The sequence below is a fragment of the Allobosea sp. LjRoot90 genome, from assembly GCF_964254315.1.
Classification (GTDB): domain Bacteria; phylum Pseudomonadota; class Alphaproteobacteria; order Rhizobiales; family Beijerinckiaceae; genus Allobosea.
Window position 1 is genome coordinate 264,893 of the sequence record NZ_CAXUTF020000005.1, and the last position, 12,511, is coordinate 277,403.

The following is a 12,511-nucleotide window of genomic DNA, read 5'->3' on the forward strand; positions in this document are numbered from 1 at the left end:
GTCTCAGATGGCCGCGATCAGTCTGCGATCAATCGGGCGCTCACTTCGGCAGCGCCTTGATCTCCTTGTCCCACTTCGTCAGCAGGCGGACGCGCTCGGCGGAGGAGCCGTATTTGACGAAGTCGTAGTTGATCAGCTTCATCTCCGACATCTTCGGCGCCTGGGCCGGGACCGGCGCGTTCTTGTTCGAGGGCACCTGATAGGACTTGGCCGGAGCGGCGAGCGCCTGCGCCGCCGGGGTCAGGGCCCAGTCGTAGAACTTCTTGGCGGTGTCGAGATTGCGCGCGCCCTTGATGATCGACATCGAGCCGATCTCGTAGCCGGTGCCTTCGCAAGGGGCGACGGCCTTGATCGGATCGCCCTGCACCGCGAAGACGACGGCGTCGTGGATGAAGACGATGCCGACCGCCGTCTCGCCGAGGCTCGCCGCCTTGGCTGGAGCGGCGCCCGATTTGGTGTATTGGCTGACGTTCTTGTGCAGCTGCCTGAGATAGTCGAAGCCCTTGTCCTCGCCCATCAACTGCACGACCGTGGCGAGCAGGTTGTAGGCGGTACCCGACGAGTTCGGGTCGGCGACCTGGACGTCGTCCTTGAGCTTGGGATCGAGCAGATCGGCCCAGCATTTCGGCTCGTTCAGGCCCTTGGCCTTGACCTGCTGGGTGTTGTAGCCGAAGCCGAGCGCACCGGCATAAATGCCCATCGAGCGCTTTTTGGCGGCGTTCCACTGCGCCAGCGCCCAGTCGTGCATGTCCTTGTTGGCGGGCGATTCATATTCCTGCGTCAGACCTTCTTCGGCCGCCTGCAGATGCGGGTCGCCAGTGCCGCCCCACCAGATGTCGCCGCGCGGATTGGACGATTCCGCCTTGAGCTGCGCGTAGATCTCGCCTGCCGATTTGCGGGTCATCGCGACCTTGATGCCGGTTTCCTTCTCGAAGGCACCGCTCATGGCGCGGCACCATTCCTCCTGCACGCCGCAATACATGACGAGGGAGCCCTGGGCCTGGGCCGGAGCGGCGGCGAAAGCAGCCCCGCTAGCGGCGACCGCGAATAGCCCGGCGCGAAGCCGGTTCAATGACAGCATGTCTTCCTCCCGATGTCTGGTTCTGACTTGTTCTTGTTGGGTCAATAGTGACCGTTTGCTCGAAAAGATCAACGATCCTTGTGCCGGCTTACTATTCCGGTGATGCACTCCAACTCATCTTGCAGCTCCGGCGTGCAGCACAGGACCGGATTGCCGGCCGTGATCGCATCGCCCTCGAAGAAGTCGTTGACGTGGGCGCCGGCCTCGGCGGCGATCACCAGCCCGGCAGCGACGTCCCAGGAATTGATATGCAGCTCCGCATAGGCATCGGTCCGCCCGCAGGCGACATGGCAGAGCCCGAGCGCACCGGCGCCGGGGCGCTTGACTGCAGCGCCGGCCTCGAAGCCGCGCCTGACCATCTCGATATAGCTGTCGAGGGGCTTGCGCTTCGACCAGCCGAATTCGAGGCTGGCGCGGCCGATGTCGCTGGTGCCAGAGACCCGGATCGGTCGGCCGTTCAAGCTCGCCCCGCTGCCGCGCCGGGCGCGGTAGACCTCCCCAAGGGCCGGTGCGGCGATGACGCCGATCTCAGGTCGCCCGGCGAGGACGAAGCCGATCGAGATGCACCAGTTGCGATCGCCATGCGCGAAATTGGCGGTGCCGTCGATCGGGTCGATGATCCAGACCGCGTCGGCCGCCTCGCCACCGCCTTCCTCGCCGATCACTCCGTCGGCCGGGAACAGCCGTCCGAGTCGTTCGCGCAGGAAGCTCTCGACGGCGCCGTCGGCGGCGGTGAGCCAATCCTGGGCTCCCTTCATCGTAATGTTCAGGGAGTCGCTGCGTCCGAAGTAGTCGAGCGCGAGATGGCTCGCCTCCGCGACGAGGCCGAGCACGGCATATTCGCGCAGTTCGAGTTCGGCAGGCGTCATCACAGAGCCTCGAGCGAAACGGCGACCGGCTTGCCGGTGCGGCGGGACTCGGTCGCGGCATCGGCCAGGATCTGCGCCTTCAAGCCGTCGAGTCCGGACGGGGAGGGCGCTCGCTTGTCGCGGCAGGCGGTGATGAAGGCGTCGAGCTCGGCGCGATAGGCGGCGGCGTAGCGCTCCAGGAAGAAGTTCTGCACCGGGTCGGCGCGGAAGCCGGCGCCGGTCGCGATCTCGACGGTGGTCTCGTGGATATTGCCGGCGCGCAGCATGCCCTTGGAGCCGTGCACCTCAATGCGCTGATCGTAGCCATAGGTCGCGCGGCGGGAGTTCGAGATCTGGGCGATGCGCCCGCTGCCGGTGCGCATCAGTACCGCGGCGGTGTCGACGTCGCCGGCCTGCCCGATCGCCGGATCGACCAGTGCCGAGCCGAGCGCGAAGACCTCGACCGGTTCCTCGGCGAGCAGGAAGCGGGCCATGTCGAAATCATGGATCATCATGTCGCGGAAGAGCCCGCCCGAGCGCTTGACATACTCGACCGGCGGCGGGCCGGGATCGCGCGAGATCACGCTGACGATCTCGACGTTGCCGGCCTCACCGGCGCGCAGGCGGCCTTCCAGCGCGGCGAAGTTCGGGTCGAAGCGACGGTTGAAGCCGATCATCAGCGGCTTGCCGGATTTCGCGACCACTTCGAGGCAACGGCGGATGCGGCCGGCATCGAGATCGACCGGCTTCTCGCAGAAGACCGCCTTGCCGACCGAGACGGCGGCCTCGATCAGGTCGGAATGGGTGTCGGTCGGCGTGCAGATCACCACGGCGTCGATGCCGCTATCGGCGAGGATTGCGTCCGTGGTCGCCACCTTGGCGCCGGAAGCCTGGGCGAGCGAGGCGGCGGCGTCCGCAGAGGCATCGGAAAGCGCGACCAGCTGCGCATCGGCGCGCGCCGCGACATTGAGCCCGTGAATGCGCCCGATGCGGCCGGCGCCCAGCAATCCAAATCTCATCACGTCCGTTGTCCCGCGGTTCGAGAATGCTCCGGCGCCTTAGTCATGCGCGCCGAGAATGGTCTGATCGAAGTCGATATTGGCGCCGGTCATCAACCCCGATTCGGATGACGCCAGATAGGCGACGGCCTTGGCGACCTCGCGCGGATTGATCAGGCGGCCGAAGGGCCTTCCGGCCTGCGCCTCCTCCAGCCAGCCATCCTGCGCGCCATGGCGCAGACGCATGATCGCGTCCTCGCCCGGGCTCGCCATCCAGCCGATGTTGAGGCCGTTGACGCGGATGCGATCGGCGAGCAGCCCATAGGCGGCGTTGCGGGTCAGCGTCGCCAGCGCACCCTTCGAGACGCTGTAGGCGGCGAGGAAGGGTTGGCCGCCATGGGCCGACATCGACTGGATATTGACGATGGCGCCCTCGATCTTCTCGCGCCGCATCAGGTTGGCGGCATCCTGGATCAGGAAAAAGGGCGCGGTCAGGTTGACCGCCATGATGCGGGCATAGAGCTCGGGGCTGGTGTCGAAGATCGTGCCGCGATCGGTGTCTCCAGCGGCATTGACGAGGATGTCGAGCCGGCCGAAAGCTTGCTCGGCGGCGGGGACGATTCCGCGGACGGCGTCGAGATCGGCAAGGTCGGCGGTGTGGAAGATCGCGTTGCAGCCGGCGGCTTTCAGGCTCGCGGCGACGGCTTCGCCGCGTTCGCGGTTGCGGCCGGTAAGAATGAGGCCGGCAGCGCCGCGTGCCGCGAATTCCCGGGCGATCGCCTCGCCCAGGCCCTGGCTGCCGCCGGTGACGACGGCGACCTTGCCGTCGAGCTCGCGACGGAAGTCGGTTGGCTTGGACACCTCTGATCTCCCTGGCAGCGCCACTGTCACAATGGCACATTATTTTTATTGCGCTTGACTAATGGAACAAACATTCCATTCTCTCCCGGCACAAGTCAAGGCCGCGAGAGCCCCTGTTCCCCATGTCGTCGCCACTGCAGCAGGACCCGCCACGGGACGATTTCGACGGCTTCGTCGCGCTGCTGCGTGAGCGCGGGCCGAACCTGCCGAAGCGGCTGCGGCAGGTCGCCGATTATGCGCTTGCCAACCCCGACGACATGGCGCTGAACACCGCGGCGCAGGTGGCGCAGCAGGCCGGCGTGCAGGCTTCGACCCTGGTGCGCTTTGCCCAGGCGCTCGACTATTCCGGCTTCAGCGAGTTGCAGCAGCTCTTCCGCTCGCGGCTGCGCCAGCAATTCCCGGATTATCGCGAGCGGCTGGTGGCGCTGCGCGAGGAGGGCGCGGCCGGGCCGAACATGGCGCAGGTGCTGCTCGACGGCTTCGCCGAGGCCAGCCGCAACTCGCTATCGCGGCTGCAATCGACGATCCGGCACCGCGATGTCGACAAAGCGACGGACCTGCTTGCCGGAGCGGAGACGATCATCCTGGTCGGCGCGCGCCGGATGTTCCCTGTGGTGTCCTATCTCGCCTACGCTTTCGGCAAGCTCGGCATCCGCGCGGTGCTCGTCGACAATATCGCCTCGCTTGGCCCCGAGCAGGCGGCGATTGCGCGCCCGGGCGATGTCGTCCTCTCGGTGAGCTGCGCGCCCTATACGCCGGGGACGGTCGCGATCGCGGCGGCTGCCCACGAGAAGGGCATTCCGGTGATCGCGATCACCGACAGCGCGCTCAGCCCGCTCGCCCAGCACTGTTCCCTATGCCTCGAGGTCGATGAAGCCGATTACGGCGCCTTCCGTTCGATGTCCGCCACCTTCGTGCTCGCCATGACGCTCGCCGTCGGCACTGCCGAGAAAGCCCGCCCTGATGCCTGAACCCGTGCTCGACCTGATCTCGATCGGCCGCTCCTCGGTCGACCTCTACGGCCAGCAGATCGGTGGCCGGCTGGAGGACATGGCCTCGTTCTCCAAGGCGGTCGGCGGCTGCCCGACCAATATCGCGATCGGCACGGCCCGGCTCGGCCTAAAATCGGCAGTGATCACCCGCGTCGGCGACGAGCAGATGGGCCGCTTCATCCTGGAGCAGCTGCAGCGCGAAGGCGTCGAGACCAAGGGCGTCATCGTCGATCCCAAGCGGCTGACCTCGTTGGTCATCCTCGGCGTGCGCGACGAGAAGACGTTTCCGTTGATCTTCTACCGCACCGATTGCGCCGACGCCGCGCTCGACGAGAGCGAGATCGACGAGGCCTTCATCGCCTCCGCCAAGGCGGTCGTGGTCACCGGCACGCATTTCGCGATTCCCAATGCGGCCAGTGCGCAGCGCAAGGCGATCGCATTCGCCCGCAAGCATGGCCGCAAGGTCGTGTTCGATGTCGATTACCGCCCCAATCTCTGGGGACTGGCCGGCCACGCCGCCGGCGAAGAGCGCTATATCCGCTCCGACACCGTCACCCAGCACCTGCAGGCGATCCTGCCGGATTGCGACCTGATCGTCGGCACCGAGGAGGAATTGCACGCCGCCGGTGGCTCGGAGGACACCCTCGTCGCGATCCGCAATATCCGCAGCCAGAGCAAGGCGACGATCGTCTGCAAGCGTGGGCCGATGGGCTGCGTCGTCTTTCCTGGCGCCATTCCCACCTCGATCGAGGACGGCATCAAGGGGCCGGGCTTCCCGGTCGAAGTCTACAACGTGCTCGGCGCCGGTGACGCCTTCATGTCCGGCTTCCTGCGCGGCTATCTGCGCGACGAGCCGATCGAGACCTGCTGCAGCTGGGCCAATGCCTGCGGCGCTTTTGCCGTCTCGCGCCTGCTCTGCTCACCGGAAAGCCCGACCTTCGCCGAACTTCAATTCTTCCTGAAGAACGGCTCGCCGCACCGGGCGTTGCGACACGACATCGCGATCAACCACGTCCATTGGGCGACGACACGCCGGCCGCAGGCCGCGACGCTGATGGCACTCGCCATCGATCATCGCTCCCAGATCGAGGCGATGGCTGACGAGGCCGGCGTGCCGCGTGAGCGCATAGCGGTTTTCAAGCGGCTCGCCGTCGACGCCGCGGCGCGGATCACCAAGGGTGCTGACGGTTTCGGCATGTTGCTCGACGGGCGCCATGGCCGCGAGGCGCTGTTCCGCGCCGGCGATCACGGCTTCTGGATCGCGCGGCCGCTGGAGGTGCCGGGCTCGCGGCCGCTGCGTCTCGAAACAGATGCTGATGGCTCGCTTGGGGCGGTGCTGAACGAATGGCCGGTCGACCATGTCGTCAAGGTGCTGGCCTTTTATCACCCTGACGACGATGCGGCGCTGAAGGCCGAGCAGGAGGCGACCTTGAAGCGGGTGGCACTCGCCTGCCGGCAGGTCGGCCGCGAGCTGCTGGTCGAGATCATCTGCTCGAAGAACGGGCCGCTCGGTGACGACACCATGGCGAGCGTGATGCGCCGGCTCTACGAGATCGGCATCAAGCCAGACTGGTGGAAGCTGGAGGGGCAGCCGACAACGGCGGCCTGGGCCGCGGTCGATGCCGCGATCGCCGAGAACGATCCCTATTGCCGCGGCGTCGTGCTGCTCGGTCTCGATGCACCGCTACCGGAGCTGGAGCAGGCCTTCCGGCTGGCGCAGACGGCGAAGACGGTGAAGGGTTTTGCGGTCGGGCGCAGCATCTTCGGTGAGGCGGCGCGCGGCTGGCTCGCCGGGACGCTCGACGACGAGGCCGCGACCGCGATGATGGCCGAGCGCTTCGGCCGGCTGGTCGAAGCCTGGCAAGGTTCGAATTCCTGAGTTTGCAAGACGCTTGCGCTCGTCCATCACGGGATGAGCGACGGGCGCGCCGAGGAGACGCATAATGAGCACGATCAGGCTCACCATGGCGCAGGCGCTGGTGGCGGCGATGGCGGCGCAGAAGACGGTTGTCGGCGGCCGGACATTGCCGCTCTTCGCCGGCGTCTGGGCGATCTTCGGCCATGGCAATGTCGCCGGCCTCGGCGAGGCGCTCTACGGCGCGCGCGATATCCTGCCGACGCTGCGGGCGCATAACGAGCAGGCGATGGCGCATGCGGCGATCGCCTTCGCCAAGGCCTCGCGCCGGCGCCGGATGATGGCGGTGACGAGCTCGATCGGGCCCGGCGCGACCAATATGGTGACGGCTGCTGCAGTCGCGCATGTCAATCGCCTGCCGCTGCTGCTGCTGCCTGGCGATGTCTTCGCCGGGCGCCGGCCCGATCCGGTGCTGCAGCAGATCGAGGATTTTGGCGACGGCACGGTTTCGGCCAATGACTGCTTCAGGCCGGTCTCGCGCTATTTCGACCGGATCACCCGGCCGGAACAACTGATCCCCGCCTTCGAGCGGGCGATGCAGGTTCTGACCGATCCGTCGGACTGCGGGCCGGTGACACTGGCGCTCTGCCAGGATGTGCAGACGGAAGCCTATGACTATCCGGAGAGCTTCTTCGCTGAGCGGATTTGGACGCCGCGCCGGACACGGCCGGACGAACAGGAATTGGCGCAGGCGGTGGCGCTGCTCAAGGCTGCGAAGCGGCCGCTGGTCGTGGCGGGTGGTGGCGTTCTCTACAGTGAGGCGGAGGGCGAGCTCGCCCGTTTCTGCATGGCGCACGGCATCCCGAGCGCCGAGACGCAGGCCGGCAAGAGCGCCCTGCCGCACGACCATCCGTTTAATCTCGGTGCGATCGGCGTCACCGGCACCGGCGCTGCCAATGATGCCGCGAAGAATGCCGATGTCGTACTCGCGGTCGGCACGCGCCTGCAGGATTTCACCACCGGCTCGCGCGCGCTCTTTGCCGATCCGGATTGCCGGATCGTCGGGCTCAATACGCAGGCCTTCGATGCCGGCAAGCATGGCGCGCAGCCGCTTGTCGCAGATGCCAAGGCTGGCCTCGCTGAGCTCGAAGCGGCACTCGCGGGCTGGAAAGCGCCGGCTGGCTGGACGGCGCAGGCGCAGACGTCCCGTGACGCCTGGCTCGCGACCGCCGCGCGCTATACCGCGGCGAGCAATCAGGCCCTGCCCAGCGATGCGCAGGTTGTCGGCGCGGTGCAGCGCCAGAGCCGCGTGAGCGATGTCGTGCTGTGCGCCGCCGGCGGCTTGCCGGGCGAGTTGCACAAGCTCTGGCAGCCGGGCGCGCCCGGCGGCTACCATATGGAATACGGCTATTCCTGCATGGGCTACGAGATCGCCGGTGGGTTAGGCGCTAAGCTCGCCGATCCCGCCCGCGAGGTCTTCGTCATGGTTGGCGACGGCTCTTATCTGATGATGAACTCGGAGATCGCGACCTCGGTGATGCTTGGGGTCAAGCTCACCATCGTCGTGCTCGACAATCGCGGCTTCGGCTGCATCAACCGGCTGCAGAACGCGACCGGCAGCGCCTCCTTCAACAATCTCCTGCGCGACACCCGGCACGAGGCACTGCCCGAGATCGATTTCGCGGCGCATGCCGGCTCGATGGGGGCGATCGCGCGTAAGGTCGCGAGCCTGGCCGAGCTGGACACCGCGCTCGACGAGGCCCGCAGCCACGACCGCACCAGCGTCATCGTCATCGATACCGACCCGTTGATCTCGACCGATGCCGGCGGGCACTGGTGGGAGGTCGCGGTGCCCGAGGTTTCGGTGCGCGATGAGGTCAAGGCGGCGCGCAAGCGCTATGACGGCGCGCTCGCGGCGCGCGACAACTGAATCGAAGAGGACGACATGCCTATCCGTATCGGCGCCAACCCCATCGGCTGGTCGAATGACGATCTGCAGGATATCGGCGGCGCGACGCCGCTGGAAACCTGTCTGGCCGAGGCCCGCGAAGCCGGCTTCGTCGGCATGGAGCTCGGCCACAAGTTCCCGCGTGAGCCGAAGGCACTGAAGGCGGCGCTCGACCCCTTCGGCATGGCCTGCATCTCCGGCTGGTATTCGGCCGAGCTGCTCAAGCGTGACGCCGACGAAGAGATGAAGCAGCTGCGGCCCCATCTCGACCTGCTGAAAGCGATGGGCTCGACCGTGCTGGTCTTCGCCGAGACCTCGAACGCGATCCATGGCGACCGCAGCAAGCCGTTGTCGCAGCGCCCGGTGCTGGCGGCCGGTGAGTGGGCGCAGTTCGGGCGGCGGATCACCGAGGTCGCCGAGCGCACGCTCACCGAGGGCGTCAGGCTGGTCTACCACCACCACATGGGCACGATCGTCGAGAGCGAGACCGATATCGACGCCTTCATGGCGGCGACTGGCGAAGCGGCACACCTCCTGCTCGACACCGGCCACGCGACCTGGGGCGGGGCCGATCCCGCCAAGCTGGCTGAGCGCTATCGCAGCCGCATCAGCCACTTCCATGCCAAGGATGTGCGCAAGGCGGTGATGGAGCAGGCGCGCCGGGAAGACTGGAGCTTCCTCGACGCCATTCTCGGCAAGGGCTCCGAACTCGGCGTCTACACCGTGCCGGGCGACGGCATGGTCGACTATCCCACAGTGTTCAAGGCGCTGCCGAGCTATTCCGGCTGGGTCGTGGTCGAGGCCGAGCAGGACCCCGAGAAGGCGCACCCGCTGACCTATGCCAAGAAGGGCGTCGCCCATCTCAAGCAGAGCCTGAAGGAGGCTGGGCTCGTCTGAGCCTGGGCAGAAATCATGTCGAAGCTACTGGTCAAGCCGCAGGCGCCCGATGCCGAGGGGCGCATCCACGAGGTCACGCCTGAAACGGCCGGCTGGGGCCATGTCGGCTTCGCGGTTCACAGGCTGGCGGTCGGGCAGAGCCTGTCGCGCGAGACCGGGGACAGGGAACATTGCCTCGTCCTGCTCTCGGGCAAGGTCGCCGCCAGCGCCGGCGGTCAGGATTTCGGCGTGATCGGCGGGCGCACCTCGCCATTCGAGCCCGATCCCTGGTCGCTCTATGTGCCGGCAGGCTCGAACTGGAGCGTCACGGCGCAAGGGCCGTGCGAACTCGCGATCTGCTCGGCGCCGGGCAAGCCGGGCGCACGGCCGGCGCGCGTCATCGGCCCAAGTGATGTCGGCGCCCTGACGCGCGGGGAGGGCAGCAATACGCGCCATGTCCGCAACATCCTGCCCGAGACGGAAGCCGCCGACGGGCTGCTCGTCGTCGAGGTGATCACGCCCTCTGGCTGCTGGTCGAGCTATCCGCCGCACAAGCACGATCAGGACAAGCTGCCAGCGGAATCGCTGCTGGAGGAGACCTATTACCATCGCTTGAGTCCGCCGCAGGGCTTCGGCTTCCAGCGCGTCTATACCGACGACCGCTCGCTCGACGAGACCATGGCTTTCGAGGATGGCGATGTCGTGCTGGTGCCCAGGGGTTATCACCCGGTTGGTGCCCCGCATGGCTATGACCTCTATTATCTCAACGTCATGGCCGGGCCGAAGCGGGTCTGGAAGTTCCATAACGATCCCGCGCATGAGTGGATGCTGAAGGCGTGACGATCGTGACGACGCAGGCCGAGCTGATAGGCGACGATGAACTTGCTTATCTCCGCAGCCGCACAGCCTTCGTTGCCGGCGCCGGCATGGCGCTCGACGACGGCTACCGTTTGGCGCATCTGCCACTGATCGATCCGCATCATCCAAAGGCGATCGCGCGGAAGGACGGGACGCATTACGAGAACGGCCGGCACCCGCCGATCTACTCGCTGGTCGTGCCGACGCTCGGTCTGCCGGAGGCGCCGGCTTATCAGGCGCTCGAGCGGGAGCTCCGCCAGGCCCCGTTTGCGGCAAAGATCGCTTGGAATCTGGTCGCGCAGCGGCAGGCAAAGCTGCATGCGACCGTGTGTGGTTCACTCTCGGTCGGCGCGCCGCCGGCGATCGGCCCGGCCGCGCGGGACGCCCTGTCGCGCCTCGGGCCGGTCGCGCTGGAGTTGCGCGGCCTGTTCTCCGGTAATGTCAATCGCGGTCGGCTCTATCTCAGGCTCTATCCGGAGCGTCGCGACGGGCAGAACGCCCTGCACCTCATGCAACGGGCGCTCGGACGGCCGACCAGCGATCTCTATGTCGTCGGCATCTGGAACCTGAGCGAGGATCTCGATGCGGCTGAGGCGGCAGCGCTCGCCGCCATGCTCGATCGCTGGTGGGACCGGCCGATCCTGCGCTTCACGGCCGATCGCCTCTGGCTGATGGGTGCGCGCGACGATCTCGTGCTCGACTCGGAGATCGTCGAGACGTTGAGCCTGCGATAGCCGGGCAGGGTGGCGGAGGCAGCGTTGCGGCTTGCCTTGTCGGCGCGAGGGAGTTACCTCGCGCTCACAGCATTCTGCCGCCTCTGCGCGGCTCCGCGATCCCTCGGCCCGCCCTGTGCGTTGCTGCCAGGGGGATCGCCCAACCGACAGGATCGATCATGGCCCGCAAGAAATCGAAACCGCTCGACGCCGCCTACGTCCTGTTCGACGTATTCTACGAGGATGGTTCGCGCAGCTCCAACCGCCGCGTTCCCACCGAACTGCTGGGCGGGATCGACGGCGATGAACCGGCGCGAGACGCCATCCTGGAACAGGATCGCGTCATCGCAGAGCGGTCGGGCAAGCCGCCGCTCGCGATCACGAGCCTGGTCCGCGCTGGCGATGCCGAGAAGCAGGCAGCCCGCCAGGCGGAGAAGGCCTCGCGCCGGTCGGGCTGAAGCCCGACAGGCGGCTTTTACCGCTTGGCCCGGCGACGGGCAGGCTGCGCCTGGCTGCTGCCGCTGCTCAACAGCGAGCTGATCACGTAGAGCGCAAGGCCCACGCCGACCACGGCCGCCAGCGGCTCGCGCTCGCCGCGGCGCATCAGCGCGCGGCCGCCTTCACGGGCATAATCGCGGCCGACATCGAGATAATCCTGCCCGCGGGCGACGTAGTCGCGGCTCCGATCGACCTGCTCGCGGCCGCTTCCGATCAGATCACGTCCAGCGCGGAGCGCCTGATCGCCATAGTCGCGCAGCGTGCCGCTCCAGCCGCTGGTGTCCGGCTGCCAACTCGAACGGCGGGGTGTCACCGCCCAGGCGATCAAGCCGACGCTGAGCGCGCCGATGGCGAAGGCGGCCAGCGGATGGCGTTCGACCGTGTCGATCGCGGCCTCGCCCGTCTCCTGGGCGTATCGGCCTGCTTCGCGCAGCGTGTCGCCGGGGTCGAGCTCGGCGAGCTTTTCCTTGGCTCGCCCGTAACCGTCCTTGACGGTCTCCGCCGTGCGGTTGGCGAGGTCAGCGGCGCGCGCCGCAACGCTGCCGGTCGCGCGGTCGATTTCGTCCCGCATGTCATCCGTGCTGGGCACGTCCGGTGGCAGGCGCTTGTCGTTGTCCATCCGTCAACTCCATGAGCTTGAAAGTGTCTGGGCTCGAAAGCTTCATGGTCGAAACGACGGAGCGGCGGCGTGGTTCCGCCGCCGCGCAAGAAAGCCGGATTTAGGACTACCGAGTGGCGCGGCGCGTGGTGCGAACCACCGCCGGAGCGCTGACCGCGCCGGCGGCCCCGCCAACTACGGCGCCGACCGGCCCGGCAACGACCGCTCCGGTCCCTGCGCCGACCGCAGCGCCGCTGACACGCTGTTCCAGGGTCGTGCAGGCGGCTAGGCCGGAGGCCAGAACGAACAGGGCGAGGAAAGTGGGGATCTTCATCAAGACATCCTTTGTGGTGGCAGGCTATGGAACCCGCAACTAGCCCAGAAG

Annotated in this window: 13 protein-coding genes; 7 read left to right on the forward strand and 6 right to left on the reverse strand. The window is 67.2% G+C overall.

The features are described from left to right. Window positions 1–40 precede the first annotated feature (40 nt). From ACSQ3M_RS19800 to ACSQ3M_RS19815, 4 genes are all read right to left on the reverse strand, one after another. Window positions 41–1,081, reverse strand: coding sequence for an ABC transporter substrate-binding protein (locus ACSQ3M_RS19800; RefSeq protein ID WP_436151789.1), 1,041 nt, complete (start codon window positions 1,079–1,081; stop codon window positions 41–43). A 68-nt stretch (window positions 1,082–1,149) separates the two neighbouring features. After that, a complete protein-coding gene (locus ACSQ3M_RS19805; RefSeq protein ID WP_436151790.1) occupies window positions 1,150–1,950 on the reverse strand; it encodes an inositol monophosphatase family protein in 801 nt (266 codons plus the stop codon). After that, the gene (iolG, locus tag ACSQ3M_RS19810) at window positions 1,950–2,951 is read right to left on the reverse strand and encodes an inositol 2-dehydrogenase (RefSeq protein ID WP_436151791.1); all 1,002 of its coding nucleotides are present in this window, start codon (window positions 2,949–2,951) and stop codon (window positions 1,950–1,952) included. Before iolG ends, ACSQ3M_RS19805 begins: the two co-directional genes overlap by 1 nt. A 36-nt stretch (window positions 2,952–2,987) precedes the next feature. Continuing rightward, the gene (locus tag ACSQ3M_RS19815) at window positions 2,988–3,788 is read right to left on the reverse strand and encodes an SDR family oxidoreductase (protein WP_436151792.1); all 801 of its coding nucleotides are present in this window, start codon (window positions 3,786–3,788) and stop codon (window positions 2,988–2,990) included. A gap of 122 nt (window positions 3,789–3,910) precedes the next feature. Here ACSQ3M_RS19815 and ACSQ3M_RS19820 point away from each other — a divergent pair, with 122 nt between their 5' ends. The 7 genes from ACSQ3M_RS19820 to ACSQ3M_RS19850 all read left to right on the forward strand — a co-directional run bounded on the left by ACSQ3M_RS19820 (window position 3,911) and on the right by ACSQ3M_RS19850 (window position 11,488). After that, on the forward strand, window positions 3,911–4,759 hold the full coding sequence (locus tag ACSQ3M_RS19820; protein ID WP_436151793.1) for a MurR/RpiR family transcriptional regulator: 849 nt from the start codon (window positions 3,911–3,913) through the stop codon (window positions 4,757–4,759). Further along, window positions 4,752–6,659: a bifunctional 5-dehydro-2-deoxygluconokinase/5-dehydro-2-deoxyphosphogluconate aldolase gene (locus ACSQ3M_RS19825; RefSeq protein WP_436151794.1), complete on the forward strand. Its 1,908-nt coding sequence runs from the start codon at window positions 4,752–4,754 to the stop codon at window positions 6,657–6,659. Before ACSQ3M_RS19820 ends, ACSQ3M_RS19825 begins: the two co-directional genes overlap by 8 nt. A 61-nt stretch (window positions 6,660–6,720) precedes the next feature. Then, window positions 6,721–8,565, forward strand: coding sequence for a 3D-(3,5/4)-trihydroxycyclohexane-1,2-dione acylhydrolase (decyclizing) (iolD, locus tag ACSQ3M_RS19830; RefSeq protein WP_436151947.1), 1,845 nt, complete (start codon window positions 6,721–6,723; stop codon window positions 8,563–8,565). Window positions 8,566–8,580: 15 nt separating this feature from the next. Then, a complete protein-coding gene (iolE, locus tag ACSQ3M_RS19835) occupies window positions 8,581–9,480 on the forward strand; it encodes a myo-inosose-2 dehydratase (protein WP_436151795.1) in 900 nt (299 codons plus the stop codon). A gap of 15 nt (window positions 9,481–9,495) precedes the next feature. Continuing rightward, window positions 9,496–10,299, forward strand: coding sequence for a 5-deoxy-glucuronate isomerase (gene iolB / locus ACSQ3M_RS19840; RefSeq protein ID WP_436151796.1), 804 nt, complete (start codon window positions 9,496–9,498; stop codon window positions 10,297–10,299). Then, window positions 10,296–11,051, forward strand: a complete 756-nt coding sequence (locus ACSQ3M_RS19845) for a hypothetical protein (RefSeq protein ID WP_436151797.1) — start codon at window positions 10,296–10,298, stop codon at window positions 11,049–11,051. The genes iolB and ACSQ3M_RS19845 overlap by 4 nt, the downstream gene beginning before the upstream one ends. Before the next feature lie 158 nt (window positions 11,052–11,209). Further along, complete coding sequence (locus ACSQ3M_RS19850; protein ID WP_284171768.1) at window positions 11,210–11,488, forward strand: hypothetical protein; 279 nt, start codon at window positions 11,210–11,212, stop codon at window positions 11,486–11,488. A gap of 17 nt (window positions 11,489–11,505) precedes the next feature. Here ACSQ3M_RS19850 and ACSQ3M_RS19855 read toward each other — a convergent pair whose 3' ends face one another. Together ACSQ3M_RS19855 and ACSQ3M_RS19860 are read right to left on the reverse strand one after the other, a co-directional pair. Further along, window positions 11,506–12,147 carry a hypothetical protein gene (locus ACSQ3M_RS19855; RefSeq protein WP_436151798.1) on the reverse strand — a complete coding sequence of 214 codons (642 nt, stop codon included), beginning with the start codon at window positions 12,145–12,147 and terminating at the stop codon, window positions 11,506–11,508. A 106-nt stretch (window positions 12,148–12,253) separates the two neighbouring features. Next, window positions 12,254–12,460: a hypothetical protein gene (locus tag ACSQ3M_RS19860; protein ID WP_436151799.1), complete on the reverse strand. Its 207-nt coding sequence runs from the start codon at window positions 12,458–12,460 to the stop codon at window positions 12,254–12,256. Between the last annotated feature and the right edge of the window lie 51 nt (window positions 12,461–12,511).

Coding starts and splice junctions, on each gene's coding strand:
- ACSQ3M_RS19800 (WP_436151789.1), bottom strand. CDS start 1,081: ATGCTGTCATTGAACCGGCTTCGCGCCGGGCTATTCGCGGTCGCCGCT.
- ACSQ3M_RS19805 (WP_436151790.1), bottom strand. CDS start 1,950: ATGACGCCTGCCGAACTCGAACTGCGCGAATATGCCGTGCTCGGCCTC.
- ACSQ3M_RS19820 (WP_436151793.1), top strand. CDS start 3,911: ATGTCGTCGCCACTGCAGCAGGACCCGCCACGGGACGATTTCGACGGC.
- ACSQ3M_RS19825 (WP_436151794.1), top strand. CDS start 4,752: ATGCCTGAACCCGTGCTCGACCTGATCTCGATCGGCCGCTCCTCGGTC.
- iolE (WP_436151795.1), top strand. CDS start 8,581: ATGCCTATCCGTATCGGCGCCAACCCCATCGGCTGGTCGAATGACGAT.
- iolB (WP_436151796.1), top strand. CDS start 9,496: ATGTCGAAGCTACTGGTCAAGCCGCAGGCGCCCGATGCCGAGGGGCGC.
- ACSQ3M_RS19850 (WP_284171768.1), top strand. CDS start 11,210: ATGGCCCGCAAGAAATCGAAACCGCTCGACGCCGCCTACGTCCTGTTC.
- ACSQ3M_RS19855 (WP_436151798.1), bottom strand. CDS start 12,147: ATGGACAACGACAAGCGCCTGCCACCGGACGTGCCCAGCACGGATGAC.
- ACSQ3M_RS19860 (WP_436151799.1), bottom strand. CDS start 12,460: ATGAAGATCCCCACTTTCCTCGCCCTGTTCGTTCTGGCCTCCGGCCTA.